A 25,682-nucleotide genomic window follows, 5' to 3' on the forward strand; every position below is an offset into this window, starting at 1 on the left:
CTCAGGTGTGGAAGCATTCGAGGGTCGGTGGGAATCCCCAACCGTTCCCGAGTCGCCTTCAGAGCCTGCCACTATGCCATCACTTCCTGCGCCGCCGGCCGCCCGCGAGATCTTCGGGGACGCGCTTCCCCTCGCCGAGCGGTACACCGCGTTCCTGGCCGGTCCCGGCGTCGAGCGCGGTCTCATCGGACCTCGCGAGGTCGAGCGCCTCTGGGACCGGCACGTGCTCAACTGTGCCGTTCTGACCGAGTTGGTCCCCGACTCGGCGAACGTCATCGACGTGGGTTCGGGCGCCGGCCTGCCGGGTGTCGTTCTCGCGATCATGCGACCGGATCTGTCGGTAACACTCCTGGAGCCGCTTTTGCGGCGTACTGTCTTTCTTCAGGAATGCGTTGATCTCCTGTCGCTCTCTCACGTCACCGTACGCCGGGCACGTGCCGAGGAGGTCGCCGGTGAGTACGCCGTTGACGTCGTCACCGCCCGAGCCGTCGCTCCCCTTGAGCGACTCGCCGGGTGGGCCCTGCCGTTGCTGAGGCCGGAAGGTGAGCTTCTCGCGTTGAAAGGCGAGCGCGCGGCGGCGGAACTCGAGGAAGCACGACCCGTTCTGGAGAAATTCGGGGTCCGCGTGGCAGAGGTACTCCACGTCGGTCACGGTAAGGTCGAGCCGCCGACGACGGTAGTTCGCGCGGTCGCGGGGAGGGCCCCGCAGCCGCCGAAGGAGCGGTCTGCTTCCCGTCGAGGCGGGCGTCGGCGCGGTGGAGCGCATGGACGGAAGAGGTGACGGTCCTTGACCACGGCAGAGGGACTGGGCTGGCCGGACCGAGCCACGCGGGCGCCTTCGGACGATACGACGGGGCTCGGCTGGCCGTCGCAGGTCCCGGTGGCGAGTCCGCCGCCGCCCGCTCCTGATCCTGTTAAAGAGACGTCGCAGCGTGATCCGGCACACGGGGAGTCGAAGTTGGTAAGCGAGGCACTCAAGGCGGCCGAAGTTTCACGTGAAACAAGCCAGCCGATCGCTCAGGCGGCCGCCGCGGCACTACGGGTGCAGGCGAAGCGCGGTGAGAAGGAGTGGCCCCGTCCCCCGCGGTGCCGCGTCATCACGATCGCCAACCAGAAGGGCGGCGTCGGAAAGACGACGAGCGCCGTCAACCTGGCCGCGGCGCTCGCGATGCACAACAATCGCGTGCTCGTGGTGGACCTGGACCCGCAGGGGAACGCCTCCACCGCACTCGGTGTCGAGCACCACAGCGACATTCCGTCGGTCTACCACGTGATCCTCGAGGGCGGATCGTTCAGCGACATCGTCGTGCCGGCGGAGGGTCTGGCCAACCTCTTCTGCGCTCCGGCGACCCTGCACCTGGCGGGTGCCGAGGTCGACCTGGTCCCGATGGTGGCCCGCGAGTCGCGGCTGCGGCGAGCCCTCGAAGCGTACGACCTGGACAACTTCGACTACGTGCTCATCGACTGCCCGCCCTCGCTCGGCCTGCTCACGGTCAACGCGCTGACGGGCGCGGACGAACTGCTGATCCCGATCCAGACGGAGTACTACGCGCTAGAGGGTCTGAGCCAGCTGCTGCACACCGTCGATCTGGTCAAGCAGCACTTGAACCCGAACCTCGCGGTCACCACGATCCTGCTCACCATGTACGACGCGCGTACGCGGCTGGCGGCCCAGGTGGCGGACGAGGTGCGCAGCCACTTCGGCGAACTCGTGCTCGGCACGGTGATCCCCCGCAGCGTCCGTGTGTCGGAGGCGCCCAGCTACGGCGAGTCGGTCCTGACATACGACCCGGGCTCCAGCGGCGCGCTCGCCTACACGGAGGCGGCGCGGGAGATGGCCTACCGCGGGGCGGAAGAGCGCAAATGAGGACGCCGCGCCGGTCCGCCCGTACGCTTGACCTTCGCGGTGTGAGTGAGCCAGGGCGGTCGCCCGGCGCTGGGGGCATGGAGGGATCGAAGTGAGTCAGCAACGACGCGGGCTGGGCAAGGGCCTTGGCGCGCTGATCCCCACGGCACCGGTGCCGTCGGCGGACCAGGCGGCCACGCAGCCGGTGCCGCCGTCCCCCGACGGCGAGACGCAGGAGCCGGTCCTCGTCGCGGGCGCACACTTCGCCGAACTCCCGATCGAAAAGATCACCCCGAACCCGCGCCAGCCGCGGACGACGTTCGACGAGGAGGCGCTGGAGGAGCTCGCGGCGTCGATCCGCATCGTGGGCCTGCTGCAGCCGATCGTGGTCCGCGAGCTGCGCTCGGGCGACTACGAGCTCATCATGGGCGAGCGGCGCCTGCGCGCGTCGAAGCTCGCCGGCATCGAGAGCATCCCGGCGATCGTCCGGGACACGACCGATGACGACCTGCTGCGCGACGCGCTCATGGAGAACCTCCACCGGCAGCAGCTGAACCCCCTTGAGGAGGCGGCGGCGTACCAGCAGCTGCTGGACGACTTCGGCGCGACGCACGAAGAACTGGCGACCCGCATCGGCCGCTCCCGGCCCCACATCACCAACACCCTCCGCCTGCTGAACCTGCCGTCGGCGGTGCAGCTCCGGGTCGCCGCCGGGGTACTGAGCGCCGGCCACGCCCGGGCGCTGCTGGGCCTGGACAGCCACGAGATGCAGGACCGCCTGGCGACCCGCATCGTGGCGGAAGGCCTCTCGGTGCGTGCGGTCGAGGAGATCATCGCCCTGGGGGAGGCGGGTGACACGAAGCAGGCGGTTCGCCGGAAGACGGGGAACAAGCCGATGAACCCGCGCATCCAGGAACTGGCCGCGGAGCTCTCGGAACTCTACGAGACGAAGGTCCGAGTCGACCTGGGCACCCGCAAGGGGAAGATCGTCGTCGAGTTCGGGTCGCTCGAGGACCTGGAACGCATCATCGACGCGATGGCCCCGGGCTCGCGTCCGGGCACCGGCCCGCAGTAGGCCGATCGGGACCGGTCGTCGTCTCTCGTACGTCCGGTCCCCTGCCGGCTCCGAATACTCCGCTCGACCGAACGAGGTTGGCGACGTACGGCGCTCCCGTTCTTCTACCGGGCGGCGGTGCCGGGGGCCGCAACAGCCTAAGTCGAAGATCCGCCCGGGCGCCGGCCCGTAGCAGGAACCCTGCGGGCGTTCGCCGTTCGATGCGGACATGGTCCGGCCACGCCGCTAGCCGCGAACGTCGGTCGGGGCGCACATCAGGCTGCGCCTCGCAACGGCCGATGGCGAAGGTCCATTCGCGGTGTACGGGGAGTGGTGTGCGGTCGGCGGTTCGGGGTCGCGGCGAACGGGCGCTGGATGGTGGCCGCGCGATCAGCTTCCGATGGTGACCGTCGGCGGCGCCTACGGTGCACTTTCAGGCATGCGCCGCTCGTGCCCCGCTCGTGCCCTTGAGGGGTGAGGCGGCGCCGCTCCTCGTAGGTGGTCGGTGACGTCGGTCTGGCGCAGGCTGTATCGCCCAGCGGCCCGAGATGTGGATCGGCGACGCCATCGTCCGGCGCGGCGCCCTGCGTGTCGACAGCCGGCCGTGGCACGGATTGCACTCGGCGAGGACGCTTCAGCGGCAGGCGAGGCAGGCGCGTCCAGTGTCCGCTGAGAGAGCGCCCCGACGCGCCCAACTCATCCACGTTCTGTTGCCAGGCATCCGGGTGACTTCCTGGCTCAGTCGACCCTCTCGTGGAGATGTTCGGTGCGGGCCTAGAGGTGGAGGAGCGGCTCGCGTGTGCCGCGGCTGAGCTGTTGGACGCGAGACGCGTAGTCAGGCCTCACGGTGACGGGCGGAGGTTGCCAGTACGGCCACCTACTCACGCGCGGGCTCAGAGGGGTCGTCGTTTCACGTGAAACAGCCGACTGGCGGACCATTGCCTCAACGCTGCGGGAGGCTGTCTTGAGCCCGTGCAAGAACAGGGCGTCAGACGCGAGCCGTCACGCTGAGGCGGCCCCCAGCCATCGTCTTGACCGCGTCGCTCGACCCGAGTGCTGCCGATCTCTCGTGCGTCCTGTCGACTGCTGCACCGAAAGCGCATTGGCGGGGGAGTGACAAGATGCGAACGCAGGCAGCGTTCGCCCCTCCTTGTTGGCACGGTGACGACCGCGTCAGCCACCGGAGGTCAGAACGCCAAGTTCTTCCGGCGATCTGAGGGAGACGTTCTCCGCTCGGCGGTTTCACGTGAAACGTGGCCCGGCGCACTGCAAGCTTCGGCGCGAGCGGTTCGCTGAGCCGGGAGGCCGTTCGGGTTGGGCGGACGATTGGAGCGTCAGTCGCGCGACCACCTTCCGCCGGCAGTCGGTGAAAGCGCAGCGGTGCGTTGCTCGACCCGCACGGAACCGAAGTCGTGAAAGAGGTGCAGCCACCTCCCCGGCCCGCTCGATCCGTTCGTCCGCGGAGAGGTCGACCGCATTAGCGGCCCCCTGCCCCGTCGGACGCGGACGCCGGGATGGCAGGCGACGAGTACGGCTGCGACTGAAGCGGCCTCTCCGAGGACGCTATCGGCCGACGGACAGAGCGGCCTGTCGTCCGGAGCGTGTTTCACGTGAAACTCAAAGGGGCGATCGTCGTCGATAAAGGCTCGCTGGCGGGTGGCGGTCCGTGGCTCACCGTCGATCAGCGTGAGTCGCGCCTGGGTGGCGTTCTGACTGGGCGCCCGAAGCGGATGCTCGTCCGCGAAGCGGCTCGTACACCTACACAGGGACGTCGAAACGCGATCCCGAGCCGGACAGTGCCGACCGGCACGTACGGCGGACACGGCCAGCTAGGTGATCACCAACCAGTGATCCAGAGACTGGCCTTGTCGCAATCAGCCGGGCGCGCGGAACCACGGTACGGTCCGGCGAGGCGCTCGAGCACGTATCCGCCTCCCTGCCGCCCCCTCGACGTCGAGAGCGGACGGCTAGATCTTCAACGGCAGTCCCTGCGGGACGCCCATGCGTACCGCTCACCAACGCGGCACCCGCAGGGCGAGATGGCGGACAAGAAACAACCGGCGGTCGTGTAACCCCGCGTACCGCTGTGGAGGTGGCTGCACCTCTCCCGCGCCCTTCTCGCCGGGTCGAGCCACACCGTGTGCGGTGGCTCGTCGCCGGCTCCGGATCGAATGGCTTGCTTCAGTAGACGAGCCCGACGGTCGGCGTGTCAGTCGCTCACATCGTCGGCGCTCTTGGCGATGCGGAGATCCCATCACCTTCCACACCGCCTACGGCACCGAGGAACGTTGGGCGAGGGCAGTCGATCGCCGCGCGGCGACCAACCGCTCCGTACCGCCCCCCGGGATGCGGACCACCGGCACGGAGCGGCCGACCAAGAAGGTCGCCGGACGGGCGCTGGCCAATGCCTGTGTCGGTCATCGATGTCCGCCCTTGGCAAGTGGCTTAGCACTCGGCAGGCGGCACTCGGCAGGGCGGCAGGCGGCAGGGCGGCGCCCGGCAGGGCGGCAGGCTGCAGAGCGACGGGTTGGGAGGGCGACGGGTTGGGAGGGCGACGGGTGGGAGGGCGACCGGTGGGAGGGCGACCGGTGGGAGACGGTCGGCGGGGGAAAGGAGGGAGCGGGAGGCGGGAGACGCTCGGTAGGCATGAGGCGGGAAGCAGGCGGCAGACGCTCGGCACGCCGGACGATGGCCTTCGCCGATCCACATCTCGGGCCGCTGGGCGATACAGCCTGAGCCAGACCGACGTCACCGACCACCGACGAGGAGCCGCGCCGCCTCACCCCTCAAGGGCACGAGCGGCGCATGCCTGAAAGTGCACCGTAGGCAGGCGAGAGGCGAGAGGTGTCCGGCAGGGAAGCGTCCGGCTGGGAGGCGCCGGCAGGCGCCAGGCGCGCGAGAACCGCGCGAGAGGCGAGAAGGCGGGCGGCGGCCGCGAGGCGGCAGGTGGACGCGAGGTGGAGGTGGACGCGAGGTGGAGGTGGACGCGAGGTGGAGGTGGACGCGAGGTGGAGGTGGACGCGAGGTGGAGGCGGACGCGAGGTGGAGGCGGACGCGAGGTGGAGGCGGACGCGAGGTGGAGGCGGACGCGAGGTGGAGGCGGACGCGAGGTGGAGGCGGACGCGAGGCGGAGGCGGACGCGAGGCGGAGGCGGACGCGAGGCGGAGGCGGACGAGAGGCGGAGGCGGACGAGAGGCGGAGGCGGACGAGAGGCGGAGGCGGACGAGAGGCGGAGGCGGACGAGAGGCGGAGGTGTGCAGTGCATGGATTTCCCCCAGCAGGCCCGTGCGCTCGGTGACGGTGAGCGCCGCGCCCCGGATGTCGACCGTGTAGCCGCCCGCGCGGAGGGCGGGGGCGCATTCCACGACGTTCGGCGTGAAGCCGTGCCACCGTGAGACGCCTGACTGGCGGTGAGTGGCTGGCTGGTGGTCGGGTGGTGGCCAGCGGGTGTGCGGCTGGCTGGTGGTCGGGAGGCGGCCAGCGGGCGGGCGAGCGTCGGAGGCGGCCGGGTGGTGGCCAGCGGGTGTGCGGCTGGCTGGTGGTCGGGAGGCGGCCAGCGGGCGGGCGAGCGCCGGAGGCGGCCGGCAGGAGAACAGCCGGCAGGGAGGCAGCGGGGCCAGCGGGGCGACGTTCGGTGGGGAGGCGGCCGGCGAGAGGCCGGGAGGGAGCCGGGGGCGGTCCGTCTATAGATCGGTGAGTGGGGCAGCGGGCCAGACCGTATCGCCGTTGCCTCGCAGAGGCTGGGCTGCGGAGCGGTATGTGGCGGAGCGGTTTGTCATTCGGAATGGCGTCCGCCGGAGCTGCGGTGGTGCTTCGCGGGCTAATCTCGGAGGCAACAGCCTGGAACCGTTCCGCGGACGTGTGGTCAGAGGGGCATGCGTCCCGTGATAACAGAGTTCGAGAACTAGCTCTAAGATCTTCCTGGAGCGGGAATAGGTCCTGGTGATGAAGGCGCTCCGCCCAAGAAGGGGGCCTGGCCGGTGTCGCGTCGTCTGGTGAACATCACGCTCGACAACGTCGAGGATTTGCCGATCCGCTGTCGTAAGTGCGTGTTCTGGGAGCTCGACCCGGTCAGCATGCAGCGTGCCGAGGACGCCGGGGATCCCGCGCTGGAGAAGGAGGCCTGGATCTCCTCCACGCTCCTCGAGTGGGGCAGTTGCGGCAAGCTCGTCTACGTCGACAGTGTGCCGGCCGGGTTCGTCATGTACGCGCCGCCGCTCTACGTTCCGCGGTCGGTCGCGTTTCCGACGAGTCCCGTCAGTGCCGACGCGGCGCTTCTGATGACCGCTCACATCCTTCCCGAGTTTCAGGGCGGTGGGCTCGGGCGCATGCTCGTCCAGGGTGTCGCCAAGGATCTGACTCGCCGGGGCCTCCGGGCGATCGAGGCGTTCGGTGATCTCAAGTGGGAGAAGCCCGGCTGCGTCCTGCCCGCGGAGTACATGCTCGCCGTCGGGTTCAAGACCGTACGGCCACACCACCGCTACCCCCGCCTCCGCCTCGAGCTCAAGTCGGCCGTCTCCTGGCGTGAGGACGTCGAGGTCGCCCTCGAACGCCTCCTCGGGTCGATGTCACCCGAAGGCGCCCTCCGCCCCGTCTGAAACCCTCTGACAGCCCCACACGAGGCAGCGAATCAAGGCGACACGCCGCCCACCACCAAGGTCAACGAGCGACGAAACATCACGGCGCCCCCTCCACCCCGTACACACGCCGTTTTGCCCACTCAGAGCCACCACAGGCCTCTCAGGCCCCATCTCTAACCGATCACACCAGGACACCGGCGTTCTCCAGCCAGCGAGCCTCTCGTGAGTTTTGCCTGGTCGGAGGCGTAAAAACAGCTCCGGCCCCACGTCAGAGACGTGAGACCGGAGCTGATGAGGCCGCGGAAGGCTCAGATGAAGTCGGCGAGGTCCTTCAGGAGTGCGGCCTTCGGCTTCGCGCCGATGATCTGCTTGACGACCTCGCCGCCCTGGAAGACGTTGAGCGTCGGGATCTGCATGATGCCGTAGGTCGCCGGCACCTTCGGGTTCTCGTCGATGTTGATCTTCACGACGGACAGCTTGTCGGCGTGCTCGGTGGCGATCTCATCGAGGATCGGGCTCACCTGGCGGCACGGGCCGCACCACTCAGCCCAGAAGTCAACCACCACCGGCTTGTCGCTCTTGAGGACCTCGACGTCGAAGTCGGCGTCGGTGACAGCCTTGGTTGCCACGGGATCTCCTAACTCGTGCTGAGGTATGACTGGGCGGAACTCACGCGCGCTGCGGCTTGACCTCGGCCGGCGGCCGTTCAGGGAGCTCGTCCTGCGGCTGCTCGGTCAGCTCGGCCGTGCCCTGCTCCTGCAGCCAGCGCTCGGCGTCGAGCGCGGCCGCCGAGCCGGTGCCGGCGGCGGTGATGGCTTGACGGTACCGATGGTCGACCACATCACCCGCCCCGAACACGCCGGGCAGCTTGGTCTCGGTCGTCGGCGCGTTGACGCGGAGGTAACCCTCCTCATCGAGGTCGAGCTGGTCCGCGAACAGCTCCGTGCGCGGGTCGTGCCCGATGGCGATGAACACACCCGAGACCTCGAGCGTGCTCTCCTCGCCGGTCTTGACGTTGCGGGTCCGTACGGCCGTGACTCGGTCGTCGCCGAGGATGTCCACGACCTCGGAGTCCCACAGGAAGTTGATCTTCTCGTTCGCGAAGGCGCGGTCCTGCATGATCTTGCTGGCGCGCAGCTGGTCGCGACGGTGGATCACGGTGACCGAGCGGCCGAAGCGGCTCAGGAAAATGGCCTCTTCGAGGGCGGAGTCGCCACCGCCGACCACGGCGATCTCCTTCTCGCGGAAGAAGAACCCGTCACAGGTCGCGCACCAGGACACGCCGTGCCCGGCCAGCCGCTTCTCGTTCGGCAGCCCGAGCTCGCGGTACCGCGAACCGGTCGCGATGATGACCGCACGAGCCCGGTAGGTCTCGTCGCCCACCTTGACGACCTTCGGGTTCGCCGCCAGATCGACCTCGGTCACGTCGTCGGTCACCAGCTCGGCCCCGAAGCGCTCGGCCTGCTTGCGCAGGTTGTCCATGAGCTCCGGGCCCTGGATGCCGTCCGGGAAACCGGGGAAGTTCTCGACCTCGGTGGTATTCATCAGCGCCCCGCCGGCGGTGACGGCACCTTCGAAGACCAGTGGCTTGAGGTCACCACGCGCGGCGTAGATCGCGGCCGTATAGCCCGCGGGCCCCGACCCGATGATGATCACATTACGCACGTCGCTCACAGTCGCGCCTCTTTCCGATCCTGTCGGCGAAGCCCGTGTCGATCACTTTGCTTCGCAGTACGAGTAAACCGATCCTAGGCCGCCCGGATTCCCGCACCGGCCACCGGCACCAAGGAGCACAAGAAAGGGCCGGCCCGTCCCCCGGAGGGGAAGAGCCGGCCCGCAGTGATCGGTCAGCGGCTGACCGACTGATGCGCCAGCACGTCCGTGCTCGACGCCGAACAGCGGTCACCCACCACCCACACGTCCGCCTGACCGGCGTCCTTGCCGGGCAGCGCGATGACGGTGGCCGGCCGGCCCTCGTACGTCGCCGAGTCGACCAGCAGCGGAACCTTTCCGCCGTCCACCCGGGCCACGCAGGCGCCGAGTGCCTCGGGTGCGCTCAACGCGTGGTTGCCGCCCGTGGTGGGCTTCGCGAGAACGCGGGTGATCTGCGACCGCAGACCCTTCGAGGTGTACTTCGTGCCGGAATGGACGACGGTGAACGGAGCCGCCGGTGCGAGCGCCGGCCCTGGTGCCGAGTGCGGATGGTCCGCGATCGGCGGCTGGGTGCCCGGCGCGCTGCTGGAGCTTCCGTCGTCCATGACGGTACGGACGGCGGCGGCTCCCCCACCTACCAGAACGACCGCCGCGGCGGCCGCGGCGAGGTACTGAAATCGGCGGTGCGGCCGGTGCACGGGTGCGTGCGAGGCCGCTTCGGCGGCGAGCGCCGCATCGAGCCGGTCGACGAGATGCGCGGGCATCGGTGGTACGGGCGCCCGCGCGAGAACGCGGGAGACCTCCGCCACCTCCGCAGCGCGTCGGCGGCAGTCGTCACAGTCCGCCAGGTGGGCCTCAGTGGACATGGCCGTGGCGTCGTCGAGAACTCCCTCGGCGAAGTCGGCCAGCGCTTCATAGTCAAGGTGTGCGGCAGTCACGCGGGTTTGCCACCTCCTTCCTCCGCAGATCTGACGTCGGAGCCGCCGTCCTGGTTCCGGAGGTGACCAAGAAGGGGTGCGAGTCGCGCACGCCCCCGCGCGCACCGGCTCTTGATCGTGCCGGGTGGTACTTCCAGGACCTTGGCCGCGTCATCGACGGCGTACCCCATCATGTCGACGAGGACGAGCGCCGCCCGCTGTTCGAAGGGTATGCGCTGCAGCGCCTGGCTGACGTCGAGCGACAGCTCGTGCGCCGACGTCGGGTCGGGACCCTTGGGGGCGACCGAGTCGAGGGTGGCGTCGTCGCCCATGGGCACGACCGGGCGGATCGAGCGCCGGCGCAGCCGGTCGAGGCAGGCGTTGACCACGATGCGGTGCAGCCAGGTCGTCACCGCCGCGTCGCCGCGGAAGCGGCCCGCCGCGCGGTAGGCGGACAGGAACGCCTCCTGTAGCGCGTCCGCGGCCTCTTCCTGGTCGCCGAGAGTGCGCAGCGCCACGGCCCACATCCGGTCGCGGTGCCGCTGTACGAGTTCTGAGAAAGCGTCCGGATCGCCCTCGGCGTGACGTCGCAGCAGCTCCTTGTCCGGAGCGGCCTCGACCGAGCGTCCCCCACGCATGATCGCCATAGTCCGTCAGCCCGTTCCGTCGAGGGCATCGTCGCTGAGCGTGTGCCGGACCTGTCCGGGCCGTCCCGTACCGGCGTGAGAACCGTCGCAAAGACGGGTATCGGCTACTCGGGGGATCATCAGCACGCACACGATGGTAGTCGTCTGCGCTCGATCATGCCCGATGTGACGGAATCAACCGGTTCCGTACACCGCGACGTCGCGGACGCGCGCCTTGTACTCGCCGATGTTGGGCAGCTTGGTGAACCAGAGCGTGACATACCGACCCTTGGCCTGCTTGCCGTTCAGCGTGAACGACCCGACCGCGTTACCGGTGTCGGTCTGCTGCGTGCTGGAACTCGGGGAGTCGCCGATGTGCAGCTCCACGTTGCCCGGTGTGCCGGGGGGCATCATCACCTTGACGTTGGAGACGGTGACGGTCTTGCCCATGTCGAGGACCAGGCCGATGCCGGACCGCAACCTGCCGAAGTCGGCCCCGTTGTAGTGCTGGGTGGTCCAGTAACTCGACTTGTTGTCGTCCGTGGCCTTGCCGAGGTCGCCGTTGGCCGCGCTGTCGACATGCGGCGCGTCGTTGTCGGCCAGAACCTTGGCGATGGAGAGCTTCTCGGTCGTCGGCTTGGCGGCCTGGCTGGTCTTCGTGCCGGCCTTCGGATTGGTGCCGCCGTCGTCGCCACCGCCGCCGAGCTTGGACAGGCCCCAGCCGCCGAGGGCGACGAGGACCAGGACGCCGACCACGATCGCGGCGAGCACGGGTCTGCTGATCGAGCCGCCACCGCCGGAGGAGGAGTGCCGGACCGGCGCCTGGCGCTGGGGCCGAGCGGACCGCTGCGGCTGGTTGACGGTCCGCGTACGGGCCTGCGGCGCGTCGGGCACCGTGCGCGAGAGCGGGTCGACCGGGGACGTCGTCGTGCTCGTCGAGCGCGGCTGGTCGGGCCGGTTGATCACACCGGGCGGCGTGGACCCCGCCAGCGGCACGAAGGGCAGCGGGGAGCGCGGTACCCGGCCCAGGGCGGAGACGAACTCCGACGGCGAGCTCAGCGGCTCCTGACCGGCGCGTGCGGGAATGTGCAGCGCCCGGCAGACGATGTCGTCGAGGTCGGGCGGCACGCCGGGCCGGACCTGGGAGGGCGGGACCGGGCGTCCGTCCGCGCCGCTCGGCGCCGACGGCAGCTGGGTGCCCTCCGCGCCGCACCAGTGCCCGGTGAGCGAGGCGTACAGCAGCTCTCCGAGCCCCTGGGTGTCTTCGGCGGCCGGCGTGTCGGAGGCGGCGCCGGCGAGCACGGCCTCGACGCCGAGGCCGGTGACCTTGACGGTGCCGCCGCTGGTCCACACGAGGTTGTGCGGCGTGATGCACAGGTGGGCCAGGCCCGAGCTGTGCGCCGACGCGAGCGCCTCGGCGGCCTCCATGAGGAACGCGGCCGCGCGGCCGGGCTCCATCGGGCCCTCGGCGAGCAGGTCCTCCAGCGTCTCACCGGTGACCCACTCGCTGACGACGTAGGCGTTCTCGCCGCTGTCGTCCGCGTCGAACACCTGAGTGAGGCGGGGGTCGGTGAGCCGGCTGGCGGCGCGGGCGGCGGTGACCACATCGTGCACCCGGGGGAAACCGGGAGCGAAGGTGAGCACCGCGACGGGGCGGGCGAGGATCTCGTCCGTCGCCTTCCAGAACGTGGAACCACCCGCTTCGCTGACGCGGTCGTCCAGACGAAAACGACCAGCGAGGCGGGTGCCGGGTTCGATGACGGACGTGCTCAACGCGGCGTCCGGCGCAGGTAATCGCGTCCCATATGTGCCGTGGCTCCCTTACGCCTTCGACCCTCCCTCGATACCTCGTGGGCGGTGTTGTGCGTGCACCCGCCCGTAGGTAGGACGCTCGAGGAGCGTCTTCGGATTACTACCCGTAGACGGCTGCGCTCTCCCACCATACGGGCACCCTCTCCTAACTCGAGACACGTCCGGGCAACCTGCGCATCACGGTTCCCGTGAGCGTTTCCACCTCGGAGACCCGCAGTCGGCGCGCAACCAGCACATACAGCACGGCGGCCCCAGCGCCTCCGATGGCCAGCGCCGCCACCGACGTGATCAGCCGATAATAGAAAAGTTTGAAGAACAGTTCGTGGACTCCGAGGGCGAACACGAACGCCGGCACGGTCGCCACCGCGATCTTGACGTGGGTCCGCACCATCACCCGCGCGCCGAGCCCGTCGAGCCGGCGGCGCAGGATCAGCGCGGCGATCACGCAGCCGACCGTCCAGGAGATGCCGAGGGAGATCGCGATGCCCTCGACGATCATGTTGGTGGGCAGGACCGCGTAGCCGACGAGCCCCAGCGTGATGCTGATCACGATGGTGCCCATCGCCATCAGCGCCGGCGTGCGCGTGTCGGCCAGGGAGTAGAAGACCCGCAGCAGCAGCTGCTGCACGGCGAACGGCACCAGGGTCAGCGCGAACGCCTGCACGACGTTGGCGATCATCAGGCCGTCGGCCAGGCCGGTCGCGCCGTGCGAGAAGAACGCGGTGACCAGCTCCGGGCTGAGCGCGAACAGCAGCGCCGCCGACGGGATGATGATCACTGAGGTCAGGTTGAGCCCCGAGGCCAGGTCGTCGCGGACCAGGTCCTTGCGGTTCTCGGCGGCGTGCCGGCTCATCCGCGGCAGCAGCGCGGTCATCACCGACACGCCGACGATCGCGTACGGGAGCTGGAACAGCAGGTAGGCGTTGTTCCACGGCGTGAGCCCGACGCCGTAGCCGAGGTGCTCGTGCTCCCCCCGCACTCCGGCGCGCACGGCGATGTTGGTGTTCACCACGAAACCGACCTGCATGATCGCCACGTACAGCAGCGTCCACAGGGCCATGCCGCCGACCGGGGCGAGCTCGTCGCGGCGGAAGTCGAAGCGCGGCCGGAACCGGAAGCCGACCTTGCGCAGGGAGGGCCACATCGCGATGGTCTGCACGACGATGCCCAGCGTGGTGCCGCCCGCGAGGAGGATGACCTCGTTGTTGGTGATGTTGGACGGCGTGACGCCGGGGCCCGCGACGAGCAGGAACGCGCCGCCGATGACGATCACGACGACGCTGTTGAGGACCGGTGTCCACATCGGCGCGGCGAAGCTGCCGCGGGCGTTCAGCGAGGCGCCGGCCAGTGCCCCGACGCCGTAGAAGAAGATCTGCGGCAGGAAGAACAGCGCGAAGATCACGGCCAGCTTGTGCTGCGCGGACGTGAAGCCGCTGGCGTAAAGGTCGACGAGCAGCGGCGCGCAGACCATCGCGACCGCGGTCAGGGCCAGCAGGCCGCCGAGCACGATCGTCAGCAGCCGCGCCTCGTACTCCTCGCCGTACGCGCGGTCCTTCTCCAGCGCGCGGACCAGCATCGGGACGTGCACCGCGGTGAGGATGCCGCCCAGCAGCAGGTCGTAGACGACGTTGGGGAAGGTGTTCGCGACGTTGTAGACGTCGCCGAGCGGGCCGGTGCCCAGCGCGATCACGATGACGGCGTTGCGGACGAAGCCGAGCGCGCGTGACGCCACGGTGCCCACCGCCATGACGGCGCTGGACTTCAGCAGCCCGCCGACGCGGGAGCCCGAGGACTCGGCCTGCGCCGCGTGGACGTCCTCGGCGGTCTCCATGATCTGTGTGCTCGGGTCGACGACCGGGATGTCCGGCAGCGTGCTCGCCGCCTCCGATCGGCCCGGCTCCAGGTCACTCAACGGACTCCTCCGCTCGCTCGGCTCTGCGGCGTACGACGCGTATGGCGACGCCGACGAAGAGTACGGCAAGTGAGACGCCGGTGATGAGCAACGCGGTTCGGCCGTACGCGGTCGTCCGGACGTGCAGCACGTGCGGACCGGTGCCGAAGGGGCGGCCGTCCGGGGTCAGCAGCTCGAGGTTGATGTAGGCGATGCCGTTCGCGGACGCCTTCATGTCGAGGGTGACCTGGTCCTTGTGCCCGGGTTCGAGCTGGAGGGTGCGGTCGACGGAGTCCACTCGCAGACGTGTCTTGTTCTGCGAGTAGGCGCGCAGCCGGACGACCACGGTGCCGTGGTCGAGCCCGTTGGAGATGGTGATCGCGGTACGGCCCGACTTGCCCGCCATCGTGATGCCGTCGTTCAGCACCTTGATCTTTCCGATGTCGCGGTCGAGCTCGTCGGTGAGCGTGTCGCGCAGTCTCGCGCCCCTCCGCGACTGACCGTTCCACGCCGAGGACTCGGTGCGGGCGACGCCGAGGGTGAAGCCGCTGGTGGCCGGGGTGAAGATCGAGGTGAACAGCCGGATCCTGTTGCGGAGGTCCCGGACCTGGCGCAGGTAGTTCTTGCCCAGCCCGGAGCCCTTCTGCGCCTGGAAGACGCGGCCGGCGGGCGGGGTGTTCTCCGCCGCCCCGAGCGGAACGGCCTGCATCCAGGGCGCCTTGGCGGTGTAGTTCAGCACCGCCTTGGCAAAGGCCGGGCTGGGGTTCCAGCGCCGGGGCGGAGTGATCACGATGGTGCGGGGCTTCTGGGGCGCCTCATTGGTGATCATGGCGGTCTCGGCCAGGAACCGCTGCTCGGCGATGACCGTGCCGCCGGGCTCCGTCGTGGACGTGCCCAGGATCTTGCGCAGCGTGTCGTCGTAGGCGAGGAGCTTGACGTTCGTGCCCGAGACGGTCTTGTGCGCGACCGGGTCCACGGTGTAGGTCGCGCCGCGGGAGTCCGGCAGCACCGAGCTGCTGAGCAGGACCGTACGGGAGCCGCCGGCGACGAGCGCGGAGAGCGTGGACTGGTCGGCGAGGCCGTCCGGAGGCATCGCCACGACCGGCGTCGCGCCGCCGAGGTTGGCCGCCGCGAGCGTGCGCGTGCCCTCCTGGGCGGCGAGCTTGACGTCGTCACCCATGCCGCGCTGCGCGAGGGCCATCACGTCGGGGTCGGCGTACGGCGTGGCGATGAGGTGGTCACCGGCGCCGGTGACCGCCGAGTGCAGCGACCGCAGCCAGTCGTTCGCCGCCACGCTCTGGGGCCGGGCCGTGCCCTTGATCCGGTAGCCGTCGGTGTCGCCCATGCGGGTCGCGTCGTCGACCAGGCTCGGGTCGATGAGCCAGCTCACCGGGGTGGTCGTCCGCGCCGCGGCGGTGACCAGGTTCGACAGGCGGCCGCCGGAGCCGAGCTGGCGTTCGAGGCCGTCGTCGACGAACGTCGAGTCGTCGGCGCGGTGCGGCTGGTCGATGACCGGCCAGACCCAGGCGACCTTGGTCCTCTGCGGGGCGATGCCGACGGGGTAGTAGGTGACGAACGTGCGCACGTGGCCGAGCACGGTGCCCGCGGCGCTGAGCGTCTCCACCGAGATCGGGTAGACGCCGAACGTGCCCAGACCCATCTGCCGTACCGGCAGCGACACCGACCAGGACTGCTGGCCTCCGACCGGCAGGCTCGCCGTGACGAGTCGCGGCTGCCCGGCGCGTGCCGGGTCCGGGCCCTTCCCGTCGGCGTACGCCTCCAGCTCGCCGCGGCTCGTCATCGGCTGAGAGCTGAACCGCAGCCGTACCGAGACCCGCTGGTATCCGCTCTCGGACTGGTTGACCATCCGGCCCGTGACGCGCAGCGTGGAGTTCGCCCGGAGGTACCCGCCGGGGCGGATCGAGGCCAGCTTCACGTCCACCGGAGACTTGGGCGTGGGCGCGCGGTCGCGGGAGGCCCGCGAGGCGTGGGACGAGGCGCGAGCGTGGGAGGACGACGGCGCAGGCGTCGGTGTCGCGGCGAACGCCGGTGCTCCGCTGAGCAGCAGAGGCACGACCAGGGCGATGAGTCGTCTCACGTGACGGCCGCGAGGAGCTCGGGTACGTGGGCGACGAGCCGGCGCTCGTCGGCGTGGGCGAGACGGCCGGCCACCTCGGCGAGCGGCACCCAGGCGACCTCGGCGACCTCCGGGTCGGCGTCGGACAGGACCCCGCCGGTCGCCAGCAGGAGGTGGTGGTGCACGGTCTTGTGAACCCGCCTGGGAGGCCCGGGCGGCCGGGGATGAGCGCGAGCTCGGGCATGACTCGCGGAGAACCAGTAGTCGATGGCGCCCAGGGGAGCGACGATCCGGCCGCGGATGCCGGTCTCCTCCTCCACCTCGCGCACCGCCGCCTCCTCGATCGTCTCCGCGCCTTCGATGTGTCCTTTGGGCAGTGACCACCGCAGCCGGCCATCACGGTCGTACCGGGCGATCAGTGCAGCTCGCGCGGCGCCCGCGATGTCGACGACCAGGCCGCCGGCCGACGTCTCCTCGCGATGAGGACCGGGCGGACCGGCGAACCGTCGACGATTACGCGGGCGGGGCACGGCGTTATGGTAGTAGCCAGGCATGCGTAATCGGTCATTGCTCGGGGGGATTTCGCCGGGCTCGACGCCGAGGCCGCGCCCCGGGAGGTCGGTCGGGGTCGGTTGGTTGGGAAAGGCGCGAGGTCGGTCGGGGTCGGTTGGTCTGGGCAGATCCGGCGGTAGGCCGGTCGCATCGCCTGACATCTCCTTGTCCAGACTCCCCTTATCGGAACAAATGAGGATCGGCAGGTAGGCGATTCCTGTTTTGCCTGCCACCTGCGAGGATCTACGCTCGATTGCCGTGTCGAACGAACTGACCTCCAAGCCGGCCGCCGCGATCAGTGAACTGCTGACCCGTGCGGCCCCGCTCGCCAACGATCTCGGCCGGGTCTTCGCCGCGGCCGGCCACGAGTTGGCGCTGGTCGGCGGCCCCGTACGCGACGCGCTGCTCGGGCGGCCGGTCAGCGACCTCGACTTCACCACCGACGCGCACCCACAGCGCATCCTGGAGATCGTCGACGGCTGGGCCGACGCGGTGTGGACGATCGGCATCGAGTTCGGCACCATCGGCCTGCGTAAGGGCGACCACCAGATCGAGATCACGACGTACCGCAGCGAGTCCTACGACCCGAAGTCGCGCAAGCCGGAGGTCGCGTACGGCACGTCGCTCACCGAGGACCTCCAGCGCCGCGACTTCGCGGTGAACGCCATGGCCACGCGGCTGCCCGGGCACGAGTTCGTCGACCCGTACGGCGGGCTGGCGGACCTGCGGAACAAGACGATCCGCACGCCGGGCCGGCCGGAGGACTCCTTCGGCGACGACCCGCTGCGCATGCTGCGCGCGGCGCGGTTCGCCTCGCAGCTCGGCTTCACCATCGATCCGGCGGTCACGGCCGCCATGACGGAGATGGCCGGCCGGATCGAGATCGTCTCGGCTGAGCGGGTCCGCGACGAGCTGTCCAAGCTGCTGTCCGGCGCGTACCCGCGCCAGGGCCTGGCGCTGCTCGTCGACACGGGACTGGCCGCGCAGGTGCTGCCGGAGCTGCCCAAGCTCCGGCTGGAGATCGACGAGCACCACCGGCACAAGGACGTCTACGAGCACTCGCTGATCGTCCTCGAACAGGCGATCGCGCAGGAGGAGGACGGCCCGGACCTGATCCTGCGGCTGGCCGCGCTGCTGCACGACATCGGCAAGCCGAAGACCCGTTCGTTCGTCGACGGCGGCCGGGTCACCTTCCACCACCACGAGGTGGTCGGCGCCTCGATGAGCAAGGCGCGGCTCACCGCGCTGCGCTATCCCAAGGACGTCGTCGCGGACGTGTCCCGGCTGGTCGAGCTGCACCTGCGGTTCCACGGGTACGGCACGGGCGAGTGGACCGACGCGGCGGTGCGGCGCTACGTACGCGACGCGGGCCCCCTGCTGCCGCGGCTGCACAAGCTGACCCGCGCCGACTGCACGACGCGCAACAAGCGCAAGGCGGCGGCGCTGGCCCGCACCTACGACGACCTCGAACGGCGGATCGCGCGGCTGGAACAGGAAGAGGAGCTGGCCAAGATCCGTCCCGAGCTCGACGGGCACGAGATCCAGCAGATCCTCGAGCTGGCACCGGGGCCGGCCGTCGGCCGGGCCTACAAGTTCCTGCTCGACCTGCGCCTGGACCAGGGGCCGATCGGCAAGGAGGCGGCCACGAAGGCGCTGCGCGAATGGTGGCGTGACCAGGGCTGACCGCCCTGCCATCATGGGGACGCATGTCCGCCGACGAGCTTCTCGCCTTCGACCGTGAGCACATCTGGCACCCGTACTCCCCCATGCCGGCCACCACGCCGGTCCATCCGGTGGTCGCGGCCCGGGGTGTACGCCTGACGCTGGCCGACGGCCGTGAGCTGGTGGACGGGATGGCGTCTTGGTGGGCGGCGATCCACGGCTACCGGCATCCCGTCCTCGACGCGGCGGTGACCGGGCAGCTGCGGGACATGGCGCACGTGATGTTCGGCGGGCTGACGCATCCGGCCGCGGTACGCCTGGCGCGGCTGCTGGTCTCGCTCACCCCGGAGCCGCTCACGAAGGTGTTCTTCGCCGACTCCGGATCCGTGTCGGTGGAAGTCGCGATCAAGATGGCGTTGCAGTACCAGCGCTCGCGCGGCCGCGCGTCGAAGTCGCGCCTGATGACGGTGCGCGGCGGCTATCACGGCGACACGTTCGGGGCGATGGCGGTGTGCGACCCGGTCGGCGGAATGCACCACCTGTTCGCGGACCTGCTGCCGCGGCACGTGTTCGCGCCGCCGCCGCCCGGCGTGTACGAGCCGGAGTACGCCGCGGAGCTGACGCGCCTGGTGGCGACGCACGCGGACGAGCTGGCCGCGATCATCGTGGAGCCGGTCGTGCAGGGCGCCGGAGGGATGCGGTTCTACGACCCGGCGTGGCTGGGGCTGCTGCGCTCGCTCGCGGACGAGCACGACGTGCTGCTGATCTTCGACGAGATCGCCACCGGCTTCGGCCGTACGGGGACGTTCTTCGCCTGCGAGCACGCGGGCGTGTCGCCCGACATCATGTGCGTGGGCAAGGCGCTGACCGGTGGATACCTCACCCTGGCGGCGGCCCTGTGCACCGACCGGGTGGCGCGAGGGATCAGCGAGGGCGAGGCGGGCGTCCTCATGCACGGACCGACCTACATGGCCAACCCGCTCGCGTGCGCGGTCGCGGTGGCGTCGATCGAACTCCTGCGGGAGCGCGACTGGCGGGCCGAGGTCGCCACGGTCGAGAAGGGCCTCACCGAGGGCCTCGAACCGGCCCGTGCCCTGCCGGGCGTGCGCGACGTACGGGTGCTGGGCGCGATCGGAGTGATCGAGATGGAGGAGGAGGTGGACGTGGCGGCCGTCCAGGAGGCGGTGATGCGCGAGGGCGTGTGGCTCCGCCCGTTCCGCGACCTGATCTACACGATGCCCCCGTACGTCACCGACCCCGACGACGTGAACCGCATCACCACCGCCATGCTCGCCGCCGCCCGCACCTCTGGGTGAGGGCGGTCGCGACTGGGGCCGAGGGCCTCTTGCTCATGGGGCCAGGTTGCTACCGGCGGTGGCGACACTCCTCTGGTTTCTCGCTCCCAGCCAGTACACCGCCGCGGCCACGGCGTAGCCGCAGCCGATCAGCAGCAGGGCCCCGTAGGACTTGCCGCTCGGCGGGAGGATGAGCGCGGCGATGGCGAAGCCCGCGACGTACAGGCCGTTGAAGATCATGTCGTAGAACGAGAACACGCGGCCCCGGTAGGCGTCCGAGATGATCGTCTGGACGATCGTGTCCACGCACAGCTTCACGCCCTGGGCGGCCAGGCCCAGCAGGAAGCCGCCGGCGATGAACGGGAACGCCGCGAACGGCGCGCCGAGCACCACCTCGGCCACGGCCGCGAACCCCAGCTGTACGGCGATCCACACTTCCTTGCTGATCCGCTCGGTGACCAGCGGCGTGACCACGGCGGCGAGGAAGTAGCCGGCGCCGGAGACGACGAGAGCGAGCGCGAAGCCGCCCATGCCCGCCTCGGCGCTGCCGGTGAAGTAGTTGCGGAACAGCAGCACCGTCATGATCGTCGTGATGCCGTACAGGAAGCGGTGCGCCCCGATCGCGCCGAGGGCGAACGCGGCGGGACGGCGTTCGCGTACGTGCCGCGCGCCGTCGAGCAGGCCGCGCAGCACCTGGCGCACCGCCTCGCGGGCCTCCGGGCGCGCGGTCGGCAGCTCCGGGCCGAGCAGGTCGCGGCCGAGCGTCGTGGCGATGGCCGACGTCCCGACGTACGCCGCGGCGGCGCACATCAGGATCAGCGCCGTGCCGTGCCGGTCGGCGCCGAACACCAGCCGCAGCAGATAGGCCGCACCCGCGCCGGCGAACGAGGCCATCGTTCCGGAGGTGACCGACACGGCGTTCGCGGTGATCAGCTCCTGCCGGCCCACGACGTGCGGCAGCGCGGCCGAGAGCGCGGACAGGAAGAACCGGTTGACCCCGAGTACCAGGAGCGCCGCGAACAGGAACGGCGCGTCGCCGTGCCCGTACACCAGCAGGGCCGCGGTGGCGGCCAGCAGGAGTGCCCGGATCAGCGGCGCGTGGACGAGGATCTGCCGGCGCCGCCAGCGGTCGATGAACACACCGGCGAACGGCCCGAGCACGGAGTAGGGCAGCAGCAGCACGGCCGCCGTGGCGGCCGCCTCCGCCGCCGTCGCCTCCTGCTCCGGGGAGAACAGGACGTATCCAGCGACGCCCACCTGGAACACGCCGTCGGACACCGCGGAGACGATCCGCGTCGCGAAGAGTCGGCGAAAGTCCCGGCCTTTGAGGACCAGCCGCAGGTCCGACGCGTACGACACCAGCACAGCCTAGGCCCTGGCGGAACGCCAAGCGGCCGGTCGCCCCTGGACGGGGACGACCGGCCGCTGGCAGGACCCGGTGTCAGGAGAGCCGGACGCGCGGGTCGAGGAAGGAGTAGACGACGTCGACGACCAGGTTGCCGAGCACCACGAAGAACGCGGCGATCAACACGACGCCCATGATGACCGGCAGGTCGCCGATGGTCAGCGACTGGACGGTCAGCTGGCCGATGCCCTGGAGACCGAACACCGACTCGGTGACGAGCGTGCCGCCGATCAGCACGCCGATGTCGACACCCGCCTGGGTGACGACCGGCGTCAGCGCCGACCGCAGGCCGTGCCGGTAGATGACCCGCCGCTCGGGCAGGCCCTTGGCGCGGGCCGTGCGGATGTAGTCCTCACCGAGCACGTCCAGCAGCGAGCCGCGGGTCAGCCGGGTGTAGATGGCCGACTGCAGCAGCGCCAGCGTGATCCAGGGCAGGACCATGTGCTCGAACCACTGCAACGGGTTGTTCTGGATCGGGACGTACTGGGTCTGCGGGAAGATCTGCAGCTTGACCGCGAAGACGTACGACAGCGTCAGACCGACGATGAACGCCGGCATCGAGATGCCGAGCAGCACCGCCAGGGTGATGCCGCGGTCGAGCAGCGTGCGCGCCCGCGTGGCGCTGATGACACCGGCGACGATGCCGGCCGCCAGCCACAGCACGGCCGCACCCAGGATCAGCGACAGGCTGGCCGGAAGCGCCTGCTTGATCATGTCGGTGACCGGGCTCTGCGTGGCGAAGGAGTAGCCCAGGTCGCCGCGGAGCAGACGCGTCAGGAAGTGCCAGTACTGCACCGGCAGCGGGTCGTCGAGGCCGAGCCGGTGGCGGACCAGGGCGAGCGTGGCCGGAGTCGCGGACTTGCCGGCGAACCTGGCCGCCGGGTCATCGGACGTCGCGAAGAACAGGAGGAAGACGCCCAGGGTGACGATCCACAGGACCAGGATTCCGAAGAGGATCCGCCGGATCAGGAAGCGAAGCATATCGGTGTTCCCCTACTTCCTCTTCTTCTTCCGATTGGCCTTCTGGGCCGCGAACAGCCGCTCGGACCGCGGGTCGAGCGCGTCCCGGACGGCGTCCCCGAGGATGTTGAACGCCAGCGTGGTGATCAACAGGAACGCGGCCGGCACGAACAGCGTCCACCACGCGACCGTGTAGCTCTGGGTCGCGTCGGAGAGCATGTTGCCCCAGGTCGGCGTGCGGGGGTCGGTACCCGCGCCGAGGAAGGACAGCGTCGACTCGAAGATGATCGCGGTGGGGATCGTCATCGACCCGAGCACGGTCACCGGCGCGATCAGGTTCGGGATCACGTCGATGAACATCGTGCGGATGCTGCCGGCGCCGAGTGACCGGGCCGCCTCGATGAACTCGCGCTCCTTGATCTGCAGGACCTGTCCTCGGACGATCCGGCCGATCGAGGCGAACGAGAAGAACGTGATGACGAAGATCGTCAACGGGACGCTGGCGCCGAATCCCGCCGCGAGCGCGAGGGCGAACAGCAGGTACGGGAAGGACAACGTCACGTCCATGGCGCGGGCCAGGATCGTGTCGATCGCCCCGCCGTAGAACCCCGCGGACGCGCCGATGATGACGCCGAGGACCACCGCGAGCACGGTCGAGACCAGGCCGACCAGCAGTGACACGCGCGCGCCGTAGACGCTGCGGACGAGGATGTCGCGGCCGAAGCGGTCGGTGCCGAGTACGTGGTGGCCGTTCGGTCCGACCGGCAGGCCGTCGACGGTCTGGCCCAGCTTTCGGTCGCCGAAGTCGGGGGCGTAGCCCACCCACTTGGCGATGAGCGGTGCCAGCAACGCCATGACGATGAGCAGGACGATGACCACGACGGAGATCATCGCGGCCTTGTCCTTACGGAGGCGGGCCCAGGCGAGCTGCCATGGGCTGCGACCTTCGATCTTGCGCCCGTCGGGCTCCTCGCTCGCGGGCGGGACCGAGGCCTCGGCTTCGAGATCAGTGAGGCTCATGATCGATACCTATGCACTCGGGAGCGTGGGCTCGGTGGACAACTGCTCGATCGCCGCGTGCTCGGTGGCGAGGCTCTCGGCGGGATCGACGGGGTAGTGACAGGCGGTCTCGTGCCCGGCCGCGTCGCCGTCCCGAACGATGAGCTCGGGTTCGAGCTCGATGCAGTTCTCCTGCGCCTTCGGGCAGCGCGGGTGGAACCGGCAGCCGGACGGCGGCCGGATCGGCGACGGCACGTCGCCGGTCAGGACGATGCGCTCCCGGCGCTCGGCGGCGTCGGGGTCGGCGATCGAGGCGGCGGACAGCAGGGCGTTGGTGTACGGGTGCCGCGGCTTCTCGTACAGGTCCTCGCCCTCGGCGTACTCAGCGATCTTGCCGAGGTACATCACCGCGACCCGGTCGCTGACGTAACGCACGACCGACAGGTCGTGGGCGATGAAGACGTACGTCAGGCCGAGCTCTTCCTGCAGGTCCTTCAGCAGGTTGATGACCTGGGCCTGGATCGACACGTCGAGCGCGGAGACCGGCTCGTCGCAGACGATCAGCTTCGGCTTGAGGGCCAGCGCCCGCGCGATGCCGATGCGCTGCCGCTGCCCGCCGGAGAACTCCGCCGGGAACCGGTTGTAGTGCTCGGGGTTCAGGCCGACGAGCTCCATCAGCTCCTGGACGCGCTTCTTGCGGTCGGCGCCCGACGCGATGCCGTGGATGTCGAACGGGTCACCGATGATCGCGCCCACCCGGCGGCGCGGGTTCAGCGAGCCGTACGGGTCCTGGAAGATCATCTGCACGTCGCGGCGGAACGGCTTGAGCTGCTTTCCGCGCATCCGGGAGATGTCCTGGCCGTCGAAGACGATCCGGCCCCCGGTGATGGGATGCAGGCCGGTGATGCAACGGGCGAGAGTCGACTTGCCACAGCCGCTCTCGCCCACGATGCCGACCGTCTCGCCGCGCCGGATCTGCAGGCTGACGCCGTCGACCGCGTGTACGCGGGCGACCTCGCGCTTGAAGATGATCCCCTGCTTGATCGGAAAGTGCTTGTAGACGTCGTCGATCTCGACGAGGACGTCCGCGTCCTGTGTCACTGGGCCTCCCCGGCGTCCACGACGGTAGCTGCGGGCGAATCTGCCGAACGGCCGAGCGCGACGGCCTCCTGCCGCAGGTTCTCGGCCTCCGCGTCGAGCCCGGCGGCCTCCTTGGGCAGCCAGCACGCGGAGGTGTGGCCGAGATCCGGGAAGCCGTCCTTGTCACCCACGGCCGCCAGGAGCGGCTCCTCCGTGACGCAACGGTCCATGACGTATTCGCACCTGGGGTGGAACGCGCATCCGGTCGGGAGGTTGATGAGCGAGGGCGGCTGCCCGCCGATGGGCTTGAGCCGCGTCTTGGCGCCGGTCGACCCGGGGATCGACTCCAGCAGGCCCTTGGTGTACGGGTGGTGGGGGCGGTAGTAGAGCGACCGCCGGTCCGCGTGCTCGACCGGTTTGCCGCCGTACATCACCAGCACGTCGTCGGCGAGGTCGGCGATCACACCGAGGTCGTGCGTGATCATGATGAGCGCGGTGTCGAACTCGCGCTGCAGCCGCAGCATGAGGTCGAGGATCTGGGCCTGCACGGTGGCGTCGAGCGCGGTGGTCGGCTCGTCCGCGACGATGAGCTTCGGGTTGAGCGCGAGAGACATCGCGATCATCGCGCGCTGACGCATGCCGCCGGAGAACTGGTGCGGGTAGTCGTCGACGCGCTGGCCGGGCTCGGGAATGCCGACCATGCCGAGCAGCTCGATCGCCCGCTTGCGGGCCTGCGCCTTGTTGACGTCCGGTTCGTGCTGCCGGATCATCTCGGCGATCTGCTTGCCCACTTTGTAGAGCGGGTGCAGGCTCGACAGGGGATCCTGGAAGATCATCGCGATCTCCTTGCCACGGACGCGACGAAGCTGCTCGTCGGTCATGGCCAGAAGGTCCTGGCCCTCGAAGAGGGCCTCCCCATCGATCAGAGCGCCTGCCGTCAGGCCGAGGAGCGTCTGGGTAGAGACGCTTTTCCCGGATCCGGACTCACCGACGATCCCAAGTGTCTTTCCTCGCTCGACGGTGAACGACACTCCGCGGACGGCCTGGACCAATCCGTCAGATGTGTCGAAAGAGACCTTTAGGTCTCGAACCTCGAGAAGGCTCATGTCCTCCCCTTCGAAAAACTAGCGCCTCATCTAAGAGCCACAGCATGTCTACCTGATAACGGCTCTGCCTGCGACATCACCGTCTGGCGAGTACGAGACCCCACTTCGTTGGAGCCGTCGTACAGCACTGCGGCCGGGCTCGCCGTCACCGACGCGCCCGGCCGCCA

At 69.8% G+C, this 25,682-nt stretch carries 19 protein-coding genes; 6 read left to right on the forward strand and 13 right to left on the reverse strand.

The features are described 5' to 3' along the window. Nucleotides 1–73: 73 nt before the first annotated feature. The 4 genes from rsmG to ACQEV1_RS01710 all read left to right on the forward strand — a co-directional run bounded on the left by rsmG (nt 74) and on the right by ACQEV1_RS01710 (nt 7,498). On the forward strand, nt 74–781 hold the full coding sequence (gene rsmG / locus ACQEV1_RS01695) for a 16S rRNA (guanine(527)-N(7))-methyltransferase RsmG (RefSeq protein WP_285628956.1): 708 nt from the start codon (nt 74–76) through the stop codon (nt 779–781). 177 nt (nt 782–958) lie between these two features. Continuing rightward, a complete protein-coding gene (locus tag ACQEV1_RS01700) occupies nt 959–1,867 on the forward strand; it encodes a ParA family protein (RefSeq protein ID WP_285628953.1) in 909 nt (302 codons plus the stop codon). A 91-nt stretch (nt 1,868–1,958) separates the two neighbouring features. Continuing rightward, the gene (locus ACQEV1_RS01705; RefSeq protein WP_433390359.1) at nt 1,959–2,921 is read left to right on the forward strand and encodes a ParB/RepB/Spo0J family partition protein; all 963 of its coding nucleotides are present in this window, start codon (nt 1,959–1,961) and stop codon (nt 2,919–2,921) included. A gap of 3,974 nt (nt 2,922–6,895) precedes the next feature. Further along, nucleotides 6,896–7,498: a GNAT family N-acetyltransferase gene (locus tag ACQEV1_RS01710; RefSeq protein WP_433390361.1), complete on the forward strand. Its 603-nt coding sequence runs from the start codon at nt 6,896–6,898 to the stop codon at nt 7,496–7,498. Between the two features lie 290 nt (nt 7,499–7,788). On the opposite strand, the gene trxA is transcribed toward ACQEV1_RS01710, so the two are convergent. From trxA to ACQEV1_RS01750, 8 genes are all read right to left on the reverse strand, one after another. Then, nucleotides 7,789–8,109 carry a thioredoxin gene (trxA, locus tag ACQEV1_RS01715; RefSeq protein ID WP_285577306.1) on the reverse strand — a complete coding sequence of 107 codons (321 nt, stop codon included), beginning with the start codon at nt 8,107–8,109 and terminating at the stop codon, nt 7,789–7,791. Nucleotides 8,110–8,149: 40 nt separating this feature from the next. Next, complete coding sequence (gene trxB / locus ACQEV1_RS01720; protein WP_285628945.1) at nt 8,150–9,154, reverse strand: thioredoxin-disulfide reductase; 1,005 nt, start codon at nt 9,152–9,154, stop codon at nt 8,150–8,152. 173 nt (nt 9,155–9,327) lie between these two features. After that, the gene (locus tag ACQEV1_RS01725; protein WP_285628942.1) at nt 9,328–10,071 is read right to left on the reverse strand and encodes an anti-sigma factor family protein; all 744 of its coding nucleotides are present in this window, start codon (nt 10,069–10,071) and stop codon (nt 9,328–9,330) included. Further along, on the reverse strand, nt 10,068–10,688 hold the full coding sequence (gene sigM / locus ACQEV1_RS01730) for an RNA polymerase sigma factor SigM (RefSeq protein ID WP_432705623.1): 621 nt from the start codon (nt 10,686–10,688) through the stop codon (nt 10,068–10,070). The genes ACQEV1_RS01725 and sigM overlap by 4 nt, the downstream gene beginning before the upstream one ends. A 183-nt stretch (nt 10,689–10,871) precedes the next feature. Next, entirely contained in the window at nt 10,872–12,449 is a 1,578-nt protein-coding gene (locus ACQEV1_RS01735; protein ID WP_285628935.1) for a protein kinase family protein, read from the reverse strand. 184 nt (nt 12,450–12,633) lie between these two features. Continuing rightward, complete coding sequence (gene murJ / locus ACQEV1_RS01740; protein ID WP_285628932.1) at nt 12,634–14,400, reverse strand: murein biosynthesis integral membrane protein MurJ; 1,767 nt, start codon at nt 14,398–14,400, stop codon at nt 12,634–12,636. Next, entirely contained in the window at nt 14,393–16,477 is a 2,085-nt protein-coding gene (locus ACQEV1_RS01745; protein ID WP_433390368.1) for a DUF6049 family protein, read from the reverse strand. Before ACQEV1_RS01745 ends, murJ begins: the two co-directional genes overlap by 8 nt. Then, on the reverse strand, nt 16,474–16,986 hold the full coding sequence (locus tag ACQEV1_RS01750; protein WP_433390371.1) for an NUDIX domain-containing protein: 513 nt from the start codon (nt 16,984–16,986) through the stop codon (nt 16,474–16,476). Before ACQEV1_RS01750 ends, ACQEV1_RS01745 begins: the two co-directional genes overlap by 4 nt. 280 nt (nt 16,987–17,266) lie before the next feature. On the opposite strand from ACQEV1_RS01750, the gene ACQEV1_RS01755 reads away from it, so the two are divergent. After that, nucleotides 17,267–18,691, forward strand: coding sequence for a CCA tRNA nucleotidyltransferase (locus ACQEV1_RS01755; protein WP_432705622.1), 1,425 nt, complete (start codon nt 17,267–17,269; stop codon nt 18,689–18,691). A 23-nt stretch (nt 18,692–18,714) separates the two neighbouring features. Beyond that, nucleotides 18,715–19,986, forward strand: coding sequence for an adenosylmethionine--8-amino-7-oxononanoate transaminase (locus ACQEV1_RS01760; RefSeq protein WP_433390373.1), 1,272 nt, complete (start codon nt 18,715–18,717; stop codon nt 19,984–19,986). A gap of 33 nt (nt 19,987–20,019) precedes the next feature. Here the strand turns inward: ACQEV1_RS01760 and ACQEV1_RS01765 are convergent, their stop codons facing one another. The 5 genes from ACQEV1_RS01765 to ACQEV1_RS01785 all read right to left on the reverse strand — a co-directional run bounded on the left by ACQEV1_RS01765 (nt 20,020) and on the right by ACQEV1_RS01785 (nt 25,515). Beyond that, the gene (locus ACQEV1_RS01765) at nt 20,020–21,324 is read right to left on the reverse strand and encodes an MFS transporter (RefSeq protein ID WP_433390376.1); all 1,305 of its coding nucleotides are present in this window, start codon (nt 21,322–21,324) and stop codon (nt 20,020–20,022) included. 82 nt (nt 21,325–21,406) lie between these two features. Continuing rightward, nucleotides 21,407–22,351 (reverse strand): ABC transporter permease, encoded by a 945-nt coding sequence (locus ACQEV1_RS01770; RefSeq protein WP_285577291.1) that lies wholly within the window; start codon nt 22,349–22,351, stop codon nt 21,407–21,409. 12 nt (nt 22,352–22,363) lie between these two features. After that, complete coding sequence (locus ACQEV1_RS01775; protein ID WP_285577290.1) at nt 22,364–23,350, reverse strand: ABC transporter permease; 987 nt, start codon at nt 23,348–23,350, stop codon at nt 22,364–22,366. Nucleotides 23,351–23,359: 9 nt separating this feature from the next. Further along, on the reverse strand, nt 23,360–24,430 hold the full coding sequence (locus tag ACQEV1_RS01780; protein ID WP_285628917.1) for an ABC transporter ATP-binding protein: 1,071 nt from the start codon (nt 24,428–24,430) through the stop codon (nt 23,360–23,362). Continuing rightward, nucleotides 24,427–25,515: an ABC transporter ATP-binding protein gene (locus ACQEV1_RS01785; protein WP_285628915.1), complete on the reverse strand. Its 1,089-nt coding sequence runs from the start codon at nt 25,513–25,515 to the stop codon at nt 24,427–24,429. Before ACQEV1_RS01785 ends, ACQEV1_RS01780 begins: the two co-directional genes overlap by 4 nt. Between the last annotated feature and the right edge of the window lie 167 nt (nt 25,516–25,682).

The organism is Actinoallomurus sp. CA-142502 (genome assembly GCF_050936355.1).
In the GTDB taxonomy this organism is placed as follows: Bacteria; Actinomycetota; Actinomycetes; order Streptosporangiales; family Streptosporangiaceae; genus Actinoallomurus; species Actinoallomurus iriomotensis.

Excerpts from the sequence above, each read along its gene's own strand:
- ACQEV1_RS01785 (WP_285628915.1), bottom strand. The coding sequence starts at position 25,515 with ATGAGCCTTCTCGAGGTTCGAGACCTAAAGGTCTCTTTCGACACATCT.
- rsmG (WP_285628956.1), top strand. The coding sequence starts at position 74 with ATGCCATCACTTCCTGCGCCGCCGGCCGCCCGCGAGATCTTCGGGGAC.
- ACQEV1_RS01775 (WP_285577290.1), bottom strand. The coding sequence starts at position 23,350 with ATGAGCCTCACTGATCTCGAAGCCGAGGCCTCGGTCCCGCCCGCGAGC.
- sigM (WP_432705623.1), bottom strand. The coding sequence starts at position 10,688 with ATGCGTGGGGGACGCTCGGTCGAGGCCGCTCCGGACAAGGAGCTGCTG.
- ACQEV1_RS01760 (WP_433390373.1), top strand. The coding sequence starts at position 18,715 with ATGTCCGCCGACGAGCTTCTCGCCTTCGACCGTGAGCACATCTGGCAC.
- ACQEV1_RS01770 (WP_285577291.1), bottom strand. The coding sequence starts at position 22,351 with ATGCTTCGCTTCCTGATCCGGCGGATCCTCTTCGGAATCCTGGTCCTG.